The organism is Streptomyces sp. NPDC050145 (assembly GCF_044460245.1).
In the GTDB taxonomy this organism is placed as follows: domain Bacteria; phylum Actinomycetota; class Actinomycetes; order Streptomycetales; family Streptomycetaceae; genus Streptomyces.
This window is the reverse complement of sequence record NZ_JBITJS010000003.1, coordinates 236,325-253,555: the sequence shown is the minus strand read 5'-3', so window position 1 is coordinate 253,555 and position 17,231 is coordinate 236,325. Positions and strand designations below refer to the sequence as shown.

The 17,231-nt window shown below is 71.0% G+C and carries 15 protein-coding genes; 7 read left to right on the top strand and 8 right to left on the bottom strand.

Going from position 1 to position 17,231, the window contains the following annotated elements:
- Positions 1–4 precede the first annotated feature (4 nt).
- Positions 5–1,039, top strand: coding sequence for a winged helix-turn-helix domain-containing protein (locus tag ACIBTU_RS07865; RefSeq protein WP_399125071.1), 1,035 nt, complete (start codon positions 5–7; stop codon positions 1,037–1,039).
- On the opposite strand, the gene ACIBTU_RS07860 is transcribed toward ACIBTU_RS07865, so the two are convergent.
- The 5 genes from ACIBTU_RS07860 to ACIBTU_RS07840 form a co-directional block, all read right to left on the bottom strand.
- Complete coding sequence (locus ACIBTU_RS07860; RefSeq protein WP_399125070.1) at positions 1,024–1,656, bottom strand: M15 family metallopeptidase; 633 nt, start codon at positions 1,654–1,656, stop codon at positions 1,024–1,026. The genes ACIBTU_RS07865 and ACIBTU_RS07860 overlap by 16 nt on opposite strands.
- Before the next feature lie 62 nt (positions 1,657–1,718).
- Positions 1,719–2,204, bottom strand: a complete 486-nt coding sequence (locus ACIBTU_RS07855; protein ID WP_399125069.1) for a hypothetical protein — start codon at positions 2,202–2,204, stop codon at positions 1,719–1,721.
- Positions 2,205–2,594: 390 nt separating this feature from the next.
- Positions 2,595–3,107 (bottom strand): DinB family protein, encoded by a 513-nt coding sequence (locus tag ACIBTU_RS07850; RefSeq protein ID WP_399125068.1) that lies wholly within the window; start codon positions 3,105–3,107, stop codon positions 2,595–2,597.
- Between the two features lie 195 nt (positions 3,108–3,302).
- The gene (locus ACIBTU_RS07845; RefSeq protein ID WP_399125067.1) at positions 3,303–3,722 is read right to left on the bottom strand and encodes a cupin; all 420 of its coding nucleotides are present in this window, start codon (positions 3,720–3,722) and stop codon (positions 3,303–3,305) included.
- A complete protein-coding gene (locus ACIBTU_RS07840) occupies positions 3,719–5,191 on the bottom strand; it encodes an MFS transporter (RefSeq protein WP_399125066.1) in 1,473 nt (490 codons plus the stop codon). Before ACIBTU_RS07840 ends, ACIBTU_RS07845 begins: the two co-directional genes overlap by 4 nt.
- A gap of 58 nt (positions 5,192–5,249) precedes the next feature.
- Between ACIBTU_RS07840 and ACIBTU_RS07835 the strand changes: the two genes are divergently transcribed.
- The 6 genes from ACIBTU_RS07835 (at position 5,250) to ACIBTU_RS07810 (ending at position 13,560) form a co-directional block, all read left to right on the top strand.
- Complete coding sequence (locus tag ACIBTU_RS07835) at positions 5,250–5,912, top strand: TetR/AcrR family transcriptional regulator (RefSeq protein WP_399125065.1); 663 nt, start codon at positions 5,250–5,252, stop codon at positions 5,910–5,912.
- 609 nt (positions 5,913–6,521) lie between these two features.
- A complete protein-coding gene (locus tag ACIBTU_RS07830; RefSeq protein WP_399125064.1) occupies positions 6,522–7,934 on the top strand; it encodes a family 2B encapsulin nanocompartment shell protein in 1,413 nt (470 codons plus the stop codon).
- Between the two features lie 107 nt (positions 7,935–8,041).
- Positions 8,042–9,313, top strand: coding sequence for a family 2 encapsulin nanocompartment cargo protein terpene cyclase (locus ACIBTU_RS07825; protein WP_399125063.1), 1,272 nt, complete (start codon positions 8,042–8,044; stop codon positions 9,311–9,313).
- A 5-nt stretch (positions 9,314–9,318) separates the two neighbouring features.
- On the top strand, positions 9,319–10,221 hold the full coding sequence (locus ACIBTU_RS07820) for a geranyl diphosphate 2-C-methyltransferase (RefSeq protein WP_399125062.1): 903 nt from the start codon (positions 9,319–9,321) through the stop codon (positions 10,219–10,221).
- Between the two features lie 398 nt (positions 10,222–10,619).
- Positions 10,620–11,450: a heparin lyase I family protein gene (locus ACIBTU_RS07815; protein ID WP_399125060.1), complete on the top strand. Its 831-nt coding sequence runs from the start codon at positions 10,620–10,622 to the stop codon at positions 11,448–11,450.
- 88 nt (positions 11,451–11,538) lie between these two features.
- Positions 11,539–13,560: a PQQ-binding-like beta-propeller repeat protein gene (locus ACIBTU_RS07810; RefSeq protein WP_399125059.1), complete on the top strand. Its 2,022-nt coding sequence runs from the start codon at positions 11,539–11,541 to the stop codon at positions 13,558–13,560.
- A gap of 19 nt (positions 13,561–13,579) precedes the next feature.
- On the opposite strand, the gene ACIBTU_RS07805 is transcribed toward ACIBTU_RS07810, so the two are convergent.
- From ACIBTU_RS07805 to ACIBTU_RS07795, 3 genes are read right to left on the bottom strand one after another with little or no spacing between them, the layout of a single operon-like run.
- Positions 13,580–14,338 (bottom strand): ABC transporter ATP-binding protein, encoded by a 759-nt coding sequence (locus ACIBTU_RS07805; protein WP_399125058.1) that lies wholly within the window; start codon positions 14,336–14,338, stop codon positions 13,580–13,582.
- A complete protein-coding gene (locus ACIBTU_RS07800; protein ID WP_399125057.1) occupies positions 14,335–16,230 on the bottom strand; it encodes a dipeptide/oligopeptide/nickel ABC transporter permease/ATP-binding protein in 1,896 nt (631 codons plus the stop codon). The genes ACIBTU_RS07805 and ACIBTU_RS07800 overlap by 4 nt, the downstream gene beginning before the upstream one ends.
- On the bottom strand, positions 16,227–17,231 hold the full coding sequence (locus ACIBTU_RS07795) for an ABC transporter permease (protein WP_399125056.1): 1,005 nt from the start codon (positions 17,229–17,231) through the stop codon (positions 16,227–16,229). The genes ACIBTU_RS07800 and ACIBTU_RS07795 overlap by 4 nt, the downstream gene beginning before the upstream one ends.

The window sequence follows — 17,231 nt, the reverse complement described above, 5'->3', positions numbered from 1 at the left end:
CGGGGTGCTGCGCTTCGAAGTCTCCGTCGATGACCTGCTGCGCAGCCGTTTCGCGCTGTCGCCCGCGCTGGACCTCTGCCTGCTGCTGCGCTCCCTCGCCGGCCAGGGCCGGCCGCTCCCCCGGGCCTGGGCCACCCGGCTTCTGCCGGCCTTCGAACGGCTGCGCCGCGAGACCGAACTGGACGCCTTCCTCGCTCTGCAGACCTCGCGCGGCGGACCGGACTTCGTCGCCCCTCCGCCGCGCGGGCTCAACCAGACCTGGGCGGACGACCTGGCTCTGATCCGGGCCACGCCGCTGGAAGCGGCCCGCCGCGAGTTCGTCACCGGCGCGACCGGCCCGTCCCCCCGTGATCCGCGCGTGCGCGCGGTGCTGGACTCGACGGACGCCGTGTCCAGGATCGCCGAGGCGATGGACCGGGCGTGGCACGAGCTGCTCGCCGCGGACTGGCCGCAACTGCGCGCGGTCTGTGAGCGCGATGTCGTGCACCGGGTGGGGGTGATCGGCGAACACGGGTGGGCCACGGCCATCGAGAGCCTGCACCCGGGCATCGCCTGGCGCGCCGGTGGCATCGAGATCGGCTTCTTCCGAGGTGGCACGGTCCGCCTCGCCGGCGACGGGCTCCTGCTGATCCCGTCGGTCTTCGTCGGGGATGTCGGCGCGCATCTGGACGATCCCTGGCCCAGGTCCTTGATCTACCGTGCCCGCGGCACCGCCGCCCTGTGGGGCGAACAGGAGAGCGTCCCCCACCCGGACGCCCTCACCGCTCTCGTCGGCCGGGCCCGGGCCCGACTGCTGCTGGCCCTTGATGCCCCGGCCAGTACCAGTCACCTCGCCCGAAGCCTCGCGATGGCACCCGGCGCGGTAGGGGACCACCTCGCCATTCTGCGCGGCGCGGGGCTGCTCGTCCGCGCCCGGTCCGGACGGTCGGTGCTCTATCGGCGTACGCCGCTCGGCGAGGCGCTGGTCGCCGGTTCCGGCTGCGAGGTCGCGAATCGTGGCTCGCGACATGTGGCGCGTGGTGGTCAGGCGGGTCCGTAGAGGGCGCTGTCGGCCTCGGTAATCAGGGCCCAGTAGCGGTCGCCGTAGGACCAGTGCCACCACTCGGTGGGGTAGTTGACGAAGCCGGCGTCGACCATGTTTCGGGCCAGGAGGTCGCGGTTGCGGCGTGCTCGGTCGGACAGTCCCGGGGCGTCGAGCGGGCAGTACTTCTCGTCGCCGGTGCGGTGGCCGTTCACGGCGCCACCCATGTCCAGCTCCACACCGTCGGCATCGACGAGCGTCAGGTCCAGGGCCGCCCCGGCACAGTGGGGCGCCACCTCGACCGGGGAGACGAAGGCACTGGCGCGGCGCCGCAGTTCGGCAGGGTCGGTGACGCCCGAGCCGCGCAGGCGGTCCTCGTAGAGGGCGAACCGCCGCGCCTGCTCGGCGCTGCTGCGGTGCCCTTCCACGACGAGGAACCGGACGCCCTCGGGAAGCTTCTCGGAGGCCGCACGCAGACGTTCGAGCACTCCGGCCCTCACTCGGCCGTACGCCCCTTCCTCGTCCCGCTCCCGGGAGTCCAGTGTGATCTCCGGGGCCGAGGCGATCTCTGCGAGAGGCTCGCCGCAGTCCTGCACGGGGATTCTGGCCACTTGGGGGTCACTCAGCAAGATCATGGAGGGTGAGCCTAGACGTCACGGCCCTCCGGTCAACTCCGGCCCCCGCCGTGCTGTGCCGACTAGGACGTCCGGGTGCGGGTGGCGCGCCTGCGCCCGTACGCGAAGCAGACCGCTGCCAGCAGGGGGCCCCAGAGGAGGAGCGGGGCGTAGGTGACGTGGAAGAAGGCGAGTTCCCAGCCGTGCATCGTGTTCGTCGGGTAGTCGCTGGGGAGTTGGTCGCCTCGGATGGTGAGTCCGGACAGCGAGGTGACGAAGGCGGTCGTCCACAGAGCGGTGAGGATCGTGGCGCCGAGGGCGGCGGGCAGGACGGCCGCGAGCGGCGGCACTCTGCGCCCGCCGAGCAGCGGAATCCAGCGCGGGAGGACCTCTCCCCACGCGGCGATCAGCCCGATCGCGGTGAAGGCCAGCAGTTCGGAGAAGACGGACAGGGCGATGATGTACACGGGGCCCGGCAGCCACGACGGGAGCGTGCCGTCGCCGTGCGGACCGTCGTCGCCGATGTGGAAGACGACGGTCATGATCCGCCACACGCCGGAGGGGAGCACGGTGAAGGGGGGTGGCGTAGGCCGCGATCCTGGCCCACCGGGGAACTCCGGGCACCGGGGCGTGCGCGCGTTTCCACGCGCCGCGCACTCCCTTGGTCGCGGGGGCAGGGGGGAGAGTCATGCGGGCTCCTGGGGCGCTGTCGGTTGTCGCTCGGTCGAGCGGTACCAACGGTCACAGCCCGCGCCTTCCGGTACGTCGGCCACCGGGTCGAACCGGATCGGCTCCGTGGGGGAAGGCGTCACGGGTCTGATGGTCCCTGAGGATGATCGTGCGGCAGTGAAGGCCGCCCCTGCCGACGACCGGCGACCGCGCGCCGTGGCCGTCGGTCGTCGGTCGTCGGTCGTCGGCTCCGTCGTCGACGGGGCGGACTCTGCCTGATCGGGCGGGCGTTACACGCCGGTGGCGCCGTCGATGCGTTCGCGGAGCAGGTCCGCGTGCCCGTTGTGGCGGGCGTACTCCTCGATCATGTGGACGTAGATCCAGCGGAGGTTGACGTCCTGGTCCATGAAGCGGCCGGTGTCCGTCAGGGCGCGGTCGGCGCAGTGTGCGCGGGCGTGGGCGATCTCCGACTGCCAGGTGGTGAGAGCGCCGTGCAGGGTGGCGCCGTCCGCCAGTTCCCAGCCGCCGTCGGGGGCGGAGGGATCGGCCTGGGGGTCGTGGATGGGCGGGGCCTGTTCCCCGGCGAACACACGGCGGAACCAGTTCCGCTCCACTTCCGCCATGTGCTGGACCAGGCCGATGAGCGTGAAGTCGGAGGGCGGCACGGACGTGGTGGCGGCCTGCTTGTCGTCCAGGCCCTCGCACTTCATGGCGAGTGTGGTGCGGTGGAAGTCGAGCCAGCTCTCGAGCGTGGTGCGCTCGTCGGCGTTCAGGGGCGGGATGGGGCGTTCGATGGAGCTCATCGGCCGATTATCGCGAGCCGCCGTTCCGGTCTACGGGCAGGGCCGGATTACGCGGCCAGGTTCGCCTGGCCGGGGACGTCATCAGCGCTTCGTCTACGGGAGTTTGACGATCGGTCAGACACCCTTTCTGGACCGTGGCGCTCTGTGAACTCATCGGTGGTGGCCCGGCAGGCGTGGTGCCGGGCCACCGATCGGTCAGCGGATGTCGTTGCCCTCGTCGAGATGGGCGTCGTTGCGCTTCTCCAGGCGGGTGCCGTCGCGCAGGGTGATCGACATCAGGTCGCTGGGGGCGTCCAGTTGCAGACGGTGCCAGCGGCCGCGGGGCACGATGACGGCGGCGCCGGCCTCCAGCCGCACCATGTCCTCGGCCTCGCCGGGGGTTTCGGGGCGGAGGTAGAGGCGGATGCCGCCGGTGAGGCAGCACACCGCTTCCTCGGCCTCCGGGTGCATCTCCCAGTGGTCGGCGTGGACATCGGCGTCGGACTCCACGTGGAAGGTGGCGATCTGCCAGGCGCCGGAGCCGCCGGACGTCATTCGGCGCTCGGCGGCACGGACCTCGCCGTCGGGGTGGAAGTGCAATGCGGAGGCGAACAGGTCGATCGCGGTGGTCGTCATGACGGGGTTCCTTCCAACTGGTTCTGGTTCTGGTTCTGGTAATGGTTCTCGGTGGAGGTTGTGGACCGCGGGGCAGGGGTGACGGCCCGGCCACGTGGCAGTACGACGATGGCGACGACGGCCGCGAGGACGAAGACGGCGGCGGCGAGGGCCAGACCCAGGGCGTAGCCGTCGTTGAGCGCGCCGGGGCCGGTGGCTGTTCCGGTGCGGTGTGCGGCGACGGTGGCCAGGGCGGCCAGGCCGATGGAGCCGCCGAGTTGGCGGGAGCTGTTCATGAGGCCGGAGGCCATGCCTGCCTCGCGCGGGGCGATGCCCGTGGTCGCGGCGGCGGCGACGGGCGCGAGGACCAGTCCGGCGCCGACGCCGGTGACGAGGGAGGGGCCGAGCACGTCGGTCAGGAAGCCGCCGTCGGGGCTGATGAGGGCGAACCAGGCGAGGCCGGCCGCGGCCAGGAGGGCGCCGGGCACCAGGGACACGCGCGGGGTGCGGGTGGCGGTGAGGCGGGTGGCGAGGACGGTTCCCGCGATCAGGCCCAGGGAGAAGGGCAGGAACGCGGTGCCGGTCGCGGCGGCGCCCGTGCCCAGGACCTGCTGCATGTAGAGGGACACGAAGTAGAACGCCGTGAACTGTCCGGCGGCGGCCAGGAACACCAGCACGTTCGCGCCGCAGACCCAGCGGCTGCGCAGCAGGCCCAGGCGCAGCAGGGGTGTGGTGGTCCGCGCTTCGGCGAGGACGAACGCGGCGAGCAGTGCGGCCGCGGCGGCGAGGGTGGCCCACGTGGCCGGGGAGGTCCAGCCGAGCGTGTCGGTGCGGACGACGCCGAGCACCAGCAGGCCGACGCCGCCCGTCGCCAGGACGGCGCCCGGCGCGTCGAGCTTGTCGCGCCGGGCGGGCGCCACATCGGCGGGGACACCTCGGAGGGCGAGCGCGAGCGCCACGGCGACGATGGGCAGGTTGATCAGCATGACCCAGCGCCAGCCCGCGTACTCGGTGAGCAGTCCGCCCGCCAGCACGCCGAGCGCCCCGCCCGCGGCGTTCACCGCGCTCCACACCCCCAACGCGCGGACGCGCCGGGGACCTTCGGGGAAGGTGGTGGTGAGCATCGCGAGCGCGGCCGGCGCGGCCGCGGCGGCGCCCGCTCCCTGCCCGGCGCGTGCCGCGATCAGCTGCCATGGGGCCTGGGCCAGCCCGCCCGCAAGTGAGCACAGGGCGAAGACGGCCAGCCCGAGGACGAACATCCGGCGCCGGCCGTACAGGTCGCACGCGCGGCCTCCCAGCAGCAGGAGTCCGCCGAAGGTGAGGGCGTAGGCGTGCACCACCCACGACAGGTTCAGCGGCGCGAAGTCCAGCGCCGTACGGATCGCGGGTAAGGCGACGTTGACCACCGACATGTCCAGGGCGACGACGAACTGGGCGACGGCGGCTGCCGCCAGCACCGTTCCAGGCCTCCCACGAGAGTTTCTATACATGTAAGAAAACCTAGCGCCGAGGTTCGCCCCTGTCGACACCTGAGGAATGATGGGGGGCATGCCGCAACCGTCCGCACCGCGCAGAACCCCGGGCCGACCTCCCCGTATCTCCCGCGAGGAGATCATCCGGACAGCACGCCGGATCGTGGACGAGTCGGGCGTGGGCAAGCTGACCATGCGGCGCCTCGCCACGGAGATCGGCAGTACACCGATGGCGCTCTACCACCACGTCCGCGACAAGGAGGAACTCCTCGTCCTCCTCCTCGACGACTACGCCACCCGCACCCTGCACCGGCCAGAACTGCCCGCCGAGCCGCGCGAGCGGGTCGTCGTGGCCGCCACCGCGATCCACGAGGCCCTCGCCGCCTGCCCCTGGATCGTGGAGGTGCTGACCGCGGACGACCTCATGTCCACGAGCGCGCTGTGGTTCGTCGAGCAGATCGTCGACGGCCTGGTCGAAGGCGGCCTCTCCCCCGAGCGGGCCGTGCACGGCTACCGCGCGATCTGGTACTACACCGCCGGAGAGATCGTGGTCCGCACGACAGCGACCCGGCGCCGCACCGACGACGGCCGCGCGACGTACCGGGAGCAGGTCTTCGCCGGACTCGACGCCGAGGAACTGCCGCGCCTGGCACAGGTGGCGGACCGCTGGGCACCGCTGACCGCCGAGGACACCTACCAGGCCGGCCTCCGGGCTCTGGTGCACGGCCTCATGGCCTGACCCGCTGTCGGTCAGTGCCCGACTCGCGTCGAAATCCGCGGCGAAATCCGGGGCGCGATCCGGGGCGGGAACGGCCGCGGACGAGCCCGCGCCGGACACCTCGATTCGCGTTCGTGCGGATGCGGTTCCCTATATCGAACCCCTCCCCCAGCCATGACATCGCCCTGTCCGATTCCTGGCGCGATTGCGACGCCCTGAGCCGGGGTGCCGGCCGCCGCGCCGACGGTCCCTGACGGCAAGCGGCGGTCCCCACTTTCGACCGGACCGCCCACCCCGGCCCGAAAACAGGGGCACTCCCCTGCCCGCGCCCCGTCCGCCCCCACCCGCCCCCGTCGGCGACCGACCGGCTGCCCGGCCGGGACACGCGGCCGGAGCAGGGTCTCAGCCGGGCTGAATCCCGCTGGTGTCCCGGCAAACATCGCCCGAGCCTTGATCATCGGATCGAGTTAACGTCCCCCGTTTCGCTTGGTCCACGGGGTGGCCCGGCCCCTAGCTTCGAGTGGGACCTGGACGGAAACCCCTTCGCACGGCCGACCTCGTTTCTCCTGCCTGCCCGCATGACGCCCGCAGACGTGCCACCCCCGCTCTGAACAAGGAGAGTTCGCCCCGATGACTGTCGACACGAGCCCGGAAGTACAGCCGGATTCACCTCAGCAAACCAGCCTCGGCACGGCGGCGGCCCGCAACCTCGCCACCACCACCAAGTCCGCTCCGCAGATGCAGGAGATCACCTCCCGCTGGCTGCTGCGGATGCTCCCCTGGGTGGAGACCAAGGGCGGCGTCTACCGGGTGAACCGCCGCCTGACCTACACCGTCGGCGACGGACGCGTGGACTTCATCCAGGACGGCGGCGACGTCCGGGTCATCCCCCGCGAGCTCGGCGAACTGGCCATGCTGCGCGGCTTCGACGACGTGGAGGTCCTGACCGCCCTCGCCGACCGCTGCGTCCAGCGCGACTTCCAGGCCGGCGAGACCCTGGTGGAGCGCGGGCAGGGCGCCGACAAGCTCCACCTCATCGCCCACGGCCGCATCAGCCAGACCTCCGTCGGCGAGTACGGCGACGAGGTCGCCCTGGACGTACTGGCCGACGGCGACCGCTTCGGCGACCACGCCCTGCTGGACGGCAGCGGCCCGTGGCAGCACACCGCCACCGCCGAGACGGCGGGCACCCTCCTCACCCTGTCGCGCGCCGACTTCGAGTCGGTGCTCGCCACGGCGCCCGCCCTGCGGGACCACATCTCCCAGTTCACCTCGCTCCCCCACCAGCGGCAGAACCACCGCGGCGAGGCCGAGATCGCGATGTCGGCCGGCCACACCGGCGAGCACGAGCTGCCCGGCGCGTTCGTCGACTACGAGCTCAATCCGCGCGAGTACGAACTCTCGGTCGCCCAGACCATCCTGCGCATCCACACGAGGGTCGCCGACCTCTACAACGAGCCGATGAACCAGACCAAGGAGCAACTCCGGCTCACCATCGAGGCGTTGCGCGAACGCCAGGAGCACGAGCTCATCAACAACAAGGAGTTCGGCCTCCTCAACAACGCCGACTTCAAGCAGCGCCTCCAGCCGCACTCCGGCCCGCCCACCCCGGACGACCTGGACGAGCTGCTCTGCCGCCGTCGCGGGTCGAAGTTCTTCCTCGCGCACCCCAAGACCATCGCGGCGATCGGGCGTGAGTTCAACGCCCGGGGCCTGTACCCGGACCATGTCGACCTCGGCGGTCAGCAGGTCCCGGCCTGGCGCGGGGTCCCGATCCTCCCGTGCAACAAGATCCCGATCACGAAGGAGCGGACCAGCTCCATCCTCTGCATGCGTACCGGCGAGGACAACCAGGGCGTCATCGGTCTGCACCAGACGGGTCTGCCGGACGAGTACGAGCCGGGTCTGTCGGTCCGCTTCATGAACATCAACGAGCAGGCCATCACGTCCTATCTCGTGAGCACCTACTACTCCGCGGCCATCCTCGTGCCGGACGCGGTCGGCGTGCTGGAGAACGTACAGATCGGCCGCTGGCCCCGGTAGCGGTCCCGGCCCGCACGGCACGGTGCGGCCACCCCGGTCCGCCCGGGACGGCCGCACCCGCCGGAAGGCCCTGGGAGACAGCCGCCCACCCCACGAAGGAGCCACCGATGCCCGCCCCCGAGACGACACCTCCCCAGTCGAGCCTGCCGGCGGCCGCCGACCGCTCCACGGCGCACTTCCTCGCCGAAGTCGCTGCCCGTGCCCGCGACATCAAGGCCGTCACCGGCGAGCTGTCCGGCGCGCCGTCCGTACCCGCACCACCCGCGGCTTCCGTTCCGGCACAGGTCCCCGGCCCGGAAGCGGTCCTGCCCGGACCCAGCGGTCTGGGCACGGCGGGCCTGAGCCTGACCCCGCGCCCGCAGGTCCCGACGGAGCCTCCGCCGCCGGAACCCCAGGCGCAGGGCACCCCGATCCCGGGTCTCTACTACCACCCGGTGGCCGAGCCCGACCCGGTGCGCGTAGAGGAACTCAGCCGCAGGATCAAGTCCTGGGCGATGGACGAGGTCTCCTTGTACCCCGAGGAGTGGGAGGAGCAGTTCGACGGCTTCTCCGTGGGCCGCTACATGGTCGGCTGCCACCCGGACGCGCCCACCATCGACCACCTGATGATCGCCACCCGCCTGATGGTGGCCGAGAACGCGGTCGACGACTGCTACTGCGAGGACCACGGCGGCTCACCCGACGGGCTCGGCGAACGGCTCCTGCTGGCGCACACCGCGCTCGACCCCGTGTACACGACGCAGGAGTACCAGGCGCCGTGGGCGGAGTCTCTCCACTCGGACGCGCCCCGGCGCGCCTACCGCTCCGCCATGGCCTACTTCGACCAGGCGGCGACCCCCTCCCAGAGCGACCGGTACCGGCACGACATGGCCCGGCTCCACCTGGGGTACCTCGCCGAGGCCGCCTGGGCCCAGATGAACCACGTACCCGAGGTGTGGGAGTACCTGGCGATGCGCCAGTTCAACAACTTCCGCCCCTGCCCGACCATCACCGACACCGTCGGCGGCTACGAACTGCCGGCGGACCTGCACGCCCAGACGGCCATGCAGAAGGTCATCGCGCTCGCCGGGAACGCCACGACGATCGTGAACGACCTGTACTCGTACACCAAGGAACTCGACGCTCCCGGCAATCACCTGAACCTGCCCGTCGTGATCGCCGAGCGGGAGGGCCTGTCCGACCGGGACGCCTATCTGAAGTCGGTCGAGGTCCACAACGAGCTCATGCACGACTTCGAGAGCAACGCCGCGGCCCTCGCCGCCGATTGCCCGATCCCGACGGTGCACCGCTTCCTGCGGGGCGTGGCCGCCTGGGTCGACGGAAACCACCACTGGCACCAGACCAACACCTATCGCTACAGCCTGCCGGACTTCTGGTAGGAAGAATGGACTCATCTGTGACCAGCACGACCAGCACCGAGCTCACCGCCACCTCCGCCTCCGTGTCCATCCCCGGCCCGGCGACCCCCTACCAGGGCGACATCGCGCGCTACTGGGACGGGGAGGCCCGGCCCGTGAACCTGCGTCTCGGCGACGTCGACGGTCTCTACCACCACCACTACGGCATCGGTGACGTCGACCACGCCGCACTCGGCGACCCCGAGGACAGCGAGAGCGAGAAGAAGCTCATCGCCGAGCTGCACCGGCTGGAGTCGGCGCAGACCGACGTCCTCCTGGAGAACCTCGGCGGCATCGGGCGCGACGACACCCTGGTGGACGCCGGCTGCGGGCGCGGCGGCTCCATGGTGATGGCGCACCAGCGCTTCGGCAGCAAGCTCGAGGGTGTCACCCTGTCGGCCAAGCAGGCCGAGTTCGCCAACCGGCGCGCCCAGGAGCTGGGCATCCAGGACCACGTACGCGCCCAGGTCTGCAACATGCTCGACATGCCGTTCGAGACCGGGCGGGCCGCGGCGTCGTGGAACAACGAGTCGAGCATGTACGTCGACCTGCAGGACCTCATGGCGGAGCACTCCCGCATCCTCGAGGTCGGCGGCCGCTACGTGACCATCACCGGCTGCTGGAACCCGCGGTACGGGCAGCCGTCGAAGTGGGTCTCGCAGATCAACGCGCACTTCGAGTGCAACATCCACTCGCGCCGTGAGTACCTGCGCGCGATGGCCGACAACCGCCTGGTCCCGCAGGCCGTCATCGACCTCACCCCCGCCACCCTGCCCTACTGGGAGCTGCGGGCGACGTCCTCCCTGGTCACGGGGATCGAGGAAGCGTTCATCAACTCCTACAAGGACGGCTCCTTCCAGTACGTCCTGATCGCCGCCGACCGAGTCTGACCAGCCGCCACCGGGTCCGTCGGGCGCTTGCCCGACGGACCCGGCCCGGCGTGAAGACGCTCCGCACCCCCGAGGCCTTCCAGGCCCGGGGGTGCACTGCTGTGTCATACGAAAGTATCTGCCCGAAACGAAGGTGACGTGGTCGCACTCGTCACACCGTCACACCTCCCGACTTTGATTCATATGGACTGAGCGATCAATCCCGATTATCTGCCTCGAACGATCGCCAGTTCACCTGCGGAACCAAGATCTTCACGCAACCTTCTTTCGATATCGCTTAGTTGCATGCCAGGATGCCCCCGCCGGGCAGCGTCAAAGCGACATCGAATGAAGCTCGGCGAGTGGCTCGTCGTCGCCCCCCACGCTCTCCCGCTGGTTCCGTGAATTCGGAGGATGACTTGAACGTCAAGCGCTCACTTCCCCTGCTCCTGTCCGTCGGAGCACTCGCCGTTCCGTCCCTGCTGAACGCGCCCTCCGCACAGGGCGGGGAGCCGCACCGCCCGCCCGGCCGCATCGCCTCGGCCGAACTGGACGTCGACTACGAGAGCGGCACCCTCGACTCGGGGATCGCCGGCCTCACCACGACCCATGCCACGGCACCGGACGCCTCCGCCGTGATCGAGCCCGGGCGCACCGGTACCCACGGAGTCCAGCACAAGGTCACACTCGGCGACCCGGCCTACGAGTCCGACGGGGCACCGCGCAGCGAGAGCGCCACCGACCTGCTCCCCCGGGGCCAGTTCGTCCCGGGAGACACCCAGCGCTACGAGTTCAGCGTCCAGCTCAAGGACTGGAAGCCCTTCACCGCCGGCGACAGCGACAGCGGCGACATCTTCTTCCAGGGCAAGTACGCGGGCGGGAACCCACCCGGCTTCTACCTCATGACGAAGCGCAACGACATCGCCTTCCGCGCGCCGAACCTGAACCTCCAGTCCACCGTGGTGCAGGACTTCCGCCCGTACATCAACCAGTGGCTGGACTTCCGCGTCGACGCCCACTGGGCCACCGACGCCACCGGCTGGTTCAAGGTCTCGGTACGGCTGCCCGGGGAGTCCGGCTACCGGCCCATGGCCTCGTACCAGGACATCGTCAGTTACAAGCCGCAGAACCCGGCCGACCACGGCTACCTCAAGTGGGGCCTCTACCGGCCCTCGGAGTCGCCGGCCAAGGGCGACGTGCCCACCCGGATCGTGCGCCACGACGACATCCGCATCTTCGACCTGCCTTGACCCGGCCACACCCGGCCGGCTCCACCCGGCCGGCTCCATCCGGTCCCGGACCGCATCCACCCACCCCCATGTACAGCGAGGTGTACTCATGACCGGCTCTTCCTCCATGAGCAGGCGCCGCCTGATCCAGGCCGGCGGCGCGCTCGGCCTCGCGGTCGCCGGCGACGCGGGGCTCTTCTCCCCGGCCCACGCGGCGGACGGCACGGCGCCGACCACCACGGTCACCGATCTCGGTCCCGGGCTCGTCCAGTTCTCGCTGATGAGCGGGGTGCTGGTGGGCGACACCGTCTACATCGGCTCCCGCAACCTCAAGCCGGCGAGTGTGATCGCTTTCCACCTGCCGAGCCGCAAGGTGGTGGCCCAGACCGATCTCCCCGCCGGTCCCGAGCCGAGCATCCAGGCCATGGCGGCCGACCCGACCGGCCGCTGGCTCTACATAGGCGTCCTGCTCAAGGGCGACGAGGGCAGGCCCAACCTCTTCCGTTGGGACCTGTCCAACACCGGTAAGCCCGCCGTCGCCCTCGGCCGCACCGAGGACCGGGACATCCGTGACCTCGCGGTCGCCCCCGACGGCACGGTCTACGCGGTCGGAGGCATCCCCACCAAGCCACCGGTCCTGTGGGAGTACGACCCTGCCAAGGGCACCGTCACCGACCTCGGCACCCCCGACCCGGGTGCCACCCTGGCCCGCGCGGTCGCGGCCACCGACACCACCGTCTTCTTCGGCGCCGGCAGCGTGCTGTCCGGTGGCGGAGCGGCGAGCAAAGCGTCCCTCTACGCCTACGACAGGGCGAAGAAGACCTTCACCAATGTCGTTCCCAGAGAGCTGGAGAAGGACCCGAGCCTTCGCGAAATAGCGGTCCTCGGAAGGCAGTTGGTGGTCGGCACCTCCGGTGCCGCGGAGCCCGCCAAGTTCGCCGTACTCGACCTGGACGACCTGTCCTCGTACACCGTGCTGCCCAGCAACGGCACCACCGTCAAGACCTTCGCCACCGACGGCAACCGGATCTACTACGCCACCGACAAGGGCGTGCAGTTCTACGACCCGGAGGAGAAGAAGGTCGGCGCGCTGGAGTTCGACGGCCCCGACCTCGGGGAGATCTGGGGCATCGACCACCGGGACGGACAGCTGATCGTGGTGTCGGCGTACGGGTTCGTCGCCGAGATCGATCTGGTGGCGCGCACCTCCCGGATCAGCGATCTGGGCGAGGCCGGCGCCCCCGCGCGGCCCCAGGCGGGCATGGGTGTCGCGGCCGGCGGCGGCCATGTCTACGTGGGCGGCACCGGCGCCATCGCCCGGCACAGTCTGCGCGGCGGCGAACCGCTCAACCTGCGCGCACCCGGCGAGGCCAAGGACCTGGAGGTCATCGAGGGCAGCGTCTACACCGGGCAGTACAACGCTCAGGGCATCTGGCGCTACAGCCCGGCCTCCGGCCAAGGCCCCGAACAGGTGGCGGCCTTCCCCAGCGTGCAGAACCGGCCGCTCGACGTCTCCTGGGACCCGCTGAACCAGCTGCTCCTGGTCGGTGTGCAGAGCGACACCGAAGGCGGCGGCGCGCTGTGGACGTACTCTCCGCGCACCGGGAAGTCGGTCTCGTACCTCGATCCGATCGACGAGCAGCAACACGTCCGCGCGGTCGCCCATCGGGACGGCGTCGCCTATCTGGGCGGTGACAACGCCCTCAGGACGGGGCCGCGGGCCACCGTGGTCGCCGTGGACCCGCTCGACGGCACGGAACGGTGGCGCCTGGAGACCCATCAGGACGCCGGGATCGCGGCCCTCGCGGTGCAGGGCCACCACCTCTACGGAGTCACCACCAAGGGCGGGCAGTTCGTGATCGATCTGCGCACCAGGAAGGTGGTGTTCACCGCGGACATCAGCAAGGTCTGCAAGGGCTTCGCCGCACTGGTGACCAATCGCGGCGCGGTCTACGGAGTCTCCGACACCACGCTGTTCCGGTTCCACCCGAGGACGTTCGCGGTCACCACCGTGATCGCGGGGATCAACGGCGCCTGGTACAGCGGTCCGCACCTCAATGCGGACGACGGGCTGATCTACACCCTGCGCGAGCACAATCTGGTCGCGGTGGACGACCGGCCGAGGTTCTGAGCGGCTCCGTGTCCGGCTTTCAGCGCAGCGGGCCCCCGTCCGGGACGCTGTCGAGCAGCAGTCTGGTGTAGTCGTGCCGCGGGGTCGTGAACAGCACGTCGCGGGGCGCTGCTTCGACCAGGGTTCCGTGGCGCAGGACGGCCACCTCGTCGCAGACGTGCCGGACCACGGCCAGGTCGTGGGAGATGAACAGCATCGTCAGGTCGAGTTCGGCGCGCATTTCGCGCAGGACGCCGAGCACCTCCGCCTGTACCGAGGTGTCCAGTGCGGAGGTGATCTCGTCCGCGATGATCAGGGCGGGTCGTACCGCCAACGCCCGTGCCACGGCGATGCGTTGGCGCTGGCCGCCGGAGAAGGCCTGGGGGTGGCGCGTGGCGGCCTCGCCGTCGAGGGCCACGCGGTGGAGGAGCGCCTCGATCTCCGCCCGGTGCTTCTTCACGTCGGCGCGGCGCGGGTCGAGCGCTTCGGCGAGCGTCTCGCCCACGGTCATGCGCGGGTTGAGGGAGGCGTACGGGTCCTGCGGGATCATCTGGACGCGGCGGCGCTCGGCGACGGTGCGCCGGGTGTGGGTGAGGTCGACGCCGTCGAGCAGGATGCGTCCCGCGGACGGTCTGACCAGTCCTACGACGGCCTTGGCCAGGGTCGATTTCCCGGAGCCCGACTCACCGACGAGGCCGACGGTGCGACCCTCGGGGACGGTGAGGCTGACCTGCTTGAGCACCTGTTGCCGTCCGAACGTGACGTCGAGGTCCTGGACCCGCAGTAGTGGCTCGGTCATCCGACCTGCTCCTTGTCCCAGGTGAGTGCGTGACAGGCGGCGGCCCCGGTGCCGGTGGACGTCAACGGCGGCGCCTCCTCGTGGCATTGCGGGCGGGCGCCGGGGCAGCGTGGTGCGAAGGCGCAGCCCGCGGGGCGGTCGGCGGGGTGCGGGGGCCGGCCGGGCAGGGAGGCCAGGGGTTCGTCGACCGCGGAGTGGAGGGTGGGCGTGGCGGCGAGCAGTGCCTGCGTGTAGGGGTGGTCGGCGTCGCCGGCGCGGAGACGCTCGATGGGCAGCGCCTCGACGATGCGGCCCGCGTACAGGACGAGGACCCGGTCGCAGACGGCGGAGACGACACCGATGTCGTGGGAGATGAGCAGGACGGTGGTTCCGTCGTTCTCGTTGGCCTCGCGGAGCAGGCCGAGGACTTCTGCCTGCACGGTGACGTCGAGTGCGGTCGTGGGCTCGTCGGCGATGAGGAGCTTCGGCGAGGTGAGCAGCGCCGAGGCGATCATGGCGCGCTGGCGCATGCCGCCGGACAGTTCGTGGGCGTACTGCCGGAGCCGTTGTTCGGGCAGGGTCACGCGGGCCGCGGCGAGTCGGTCGGCGGCCTGTCGGGCGGCGGCCTTGCGGGGTGTGCGGCCGTGGATGCGCAGGGCTTCGGTGAGCTGGCCGCCGAGCTTGAGCGTGGGGTTGAACGCGGCGGACGGGTCCTGGTGGACGATGCCGATCTCGGTGGCCAGGCGTGCGGCCGGTGGTCTGCCGGTGAGGTCGAGGTCGCCGACCCTGAGGGTGCCGGCCACCGCTGTGAGGTCGTCGGGCAGGAGTTGGGCCAGGGCCATCGCGGTCAGGCTCTTGCCCGAGCCCGACTCGCCGACCAGGCCGAGGACTTCGCCCGGGGCGAGGGTGAAGGAGATGTCGTCGACGAGGCGGGTGCCGTCGGGCAGGACGACGCTGAGGTGGTCGGCGACGGCGAGTGCGTCGCCGGTCGGAGCGGGGCTGGTGAGTACGTCGCCGGTGGGAGCGGGACTGGTGCGTGCGTCGCCGGTGCGCGAAGCGCTGGTGAGTGCTTCGATCCGGGCGCGGTAGCCGCGCTTGCGGCGGGCCGCGGGGTTGATCGCGGCGGCGAGTCCGTCGCCGGTCAGCCCGCCGGCTAGCCCGGCGAGAACGATGACGAGGGAGGGGCCGAGCGCGGGCCAGGGGTTGAGGTAGATGCCTTCGAGGCCCTTGTTGAGGACCGATCCCCAGTCGTAGTCCGGCGCCTGGACGCCGACGCCGAGGAACGACAGTCCCGACAGCGCCTTCAGGGAGACGGTGAAGGCGACCGCGAGCAGCACCAGCAGCGGCTCGGCGATGTTCGGCAGGATGTGGCGGCGCAGCAGCCGGCCCGGGGACACACCGAGCAGGCGGGCGGTGGAGACGAAGTCCCGGCCGGCGATGGACGCGGCGAGGTTGGTGGTGAGGCGGGCGAACGCGGGGCAGGTCGCCAGGCCGATCGCGACGACGGAGGTGACGGCGCCGGGGCCGAGGATCGCGACCAGGGCGAGGGCGAAGATGACGCTGGGGTAGGAGATCAGTACGTCGACGAGGCGCTGCCCGAAGGCCCGTACGCGCGGGCCGGCCACCCAGATCGCCGCGCCGAAGCCGATGCCGCCCACGGCGGCGATGGCGGTGGTCGCCAGGCACATGAGCAGGGTGAGCCGGGTGGCGACCATGGTGCGGGCGAAGATGTCCCGGCCGAGCGCGTCCGTGCCGAACCAGTGCGCGGCGGAGGCCCCCAGATGGGTCTGGTCGGTGAGGGTGGCGGCCCGGTCGCCCCAGACGGCGGGAGCGACGGTGGCGAGGACCACGAAGAGGGCGAGTCCGGTGAGGCCGAGGGCCAGGACGGGTGACCTGCGGAGCTTGTCGATCATGCGTCGCCCGCCTTTCCGCGGAGGCTGCGGGGATCGAGGAGGCCGAGGACGACGTCCACGAGGAGGTTGAGGAGGGTGGCCAGGACGCCGAGCACGAGGACGACGCCCTGGATCACCGGGTAGTCGCGCTTGACGAGGGCGTCGAGCACTCCGGTACCGAGTCCGGGCCAGGCGAACACGAACTCGACGATGACCGCGCCGCCGAGCAGCCCGGTGAGGATCAGGCCGCCGAGGGTGAGGGTGCTGGTCATCAGGTTGGGCAGGGCGTGGCGTGCGTAGAGCCGTAGTGCGCCGGGGCGGCGGCCGCGTGCGGTGCGCATGTAGTCCATGGCCAGGACGGTCGCGGTCTCGCGGCGGACGACGCGGGCCAGGGTGCAGACGGGGGCGATGGTCAGGGCGAGGACCGGGAGGATCGTCGCGTCGAGGGTGGCGGCGCCGGACGGTGGCAGCATCTTGAGCTTGATCGCGAAGAGCATGATGAGCAGGCTGGCGAGCACGAACTCGGGGACGGAGCCCAGGATCGAGGTCACCGAGGTGAACGCGGTGTCCAGTGTCCTGCGGCGGCCCCCTCGGCAGGCCACCGCGACGGCCATGCCGAGCGGAATGCTGACGGCGAGGGCGATCACGACGGCGAGCAGGGCGATCTGGGCGGTGAAGGGAAGCCGGTCGGTGATGATGTCGGAGACCGGCAGGCCGCTGGCGAAGGACGTGCCGAGATCGCCGTGCAGCAGGCCGCTCGCGTAGTGCAGGAACTGGGTGAGCAGCGGCTCGTCCAGTCCTTGCGCGTGCCGGATCTGTTCGATCCGTGCCGGTCCGGCGTCGGGTCCGGCCATCACCTGGGCGGGGTCGCCCGGGATCAGCTGGACGATCAGGAACGTGCCGACGACCAGCGTGACGAGCACACCCGCGAGGCCGGCGAGACGACCGAGTAGGAACCGCGGCCACGGGGAGCCGGCGGTCTTCGGCGTGGCCGCCTTCAGGGATGCGGTCAAAGTCTCCAC

Bases quoted from the DNA above. Each gene is read 5' to 3' on its own strand.
- ACIBTU_RS07800 (WP_399125057.1), bottom strand. From the start codon at position 16,230: ATGATCGACAAGCTCCGCAGGTCACCCGTCCTGGCCCTCGGCCTCACC.
- ACIBTU_RS07825 (WP_399125063.1), top strand. From the start codon at position 8,042: ATGCCCGCCCCCGAGACGACACCTCCCCAGTCGAGCCTGCCGGCGGCC.
- ACIBTU_RS07830 (WP_399125064.1), top strand. From the start codon at position 6,522: ATGACTGTCGACACGAGCCCGGAAGTACAGCCGGATTCACCTCAGCAA.
- ACIBTU_RS07850 (WP_399125068.1), bottom strand. From the start codon at position 3,107: ATGAGCTCCATCGAACGCCCCATCCCGCCCCTGAACGCCGACGAGCGC.
- ACIBTU_RS07845 (WP_399125067.1), bottom strand. From the start codon at position 3,722: ATGACGACCACCGCGATCGACCTGTTCGCCTCCGCATTGCACTTCCAC.
- ACIBTU_RS07860 (WP_399125070.1), bottom strand. From the start codon at position 1,656: ATGATCTTGCTGAGTGACCCCCAAGTGGCCAGAATCCCCGTGCAGGAC.
- ACIBTU_RS07805 (WP_399125058.1), bottom strand. From the start codon at position 14,338: ATGACCGAGCCACTACTGCGGGTCCAGGACCTCGACGTCACGTTCGGA.
- ACIBTU_RS07820 (WP_399125062.1), top strand. From the start codon at position 9,319: ATGGACTCATCTGTGACCAGCACGACCAGCACCGAGCTCACCGCCACC.
- ACIBTU_RS07835 (WP_399125065.1), top strand. From the start codon at position 5,250: ATGCCGCAACCGTCCGCACCGCGCAGAACCCCGGGCCGACCTCCCCGT.
- ACIBTU_RS07810 (WP_399125059.1), top strand. From the start codon at position 11,539: ATGACCGGCTCTTCCTCCATGAGCAGGCGCCGCCTGATCCAGGCCGGC.
- ACIBTU_RS07840 (WP_399125066.1), bottom strand. From the start codon at position 5,191: ATGTATAGAAACTCTCGTGGGAGGCCTGGAACGGTGCTGGCGGCAGCC.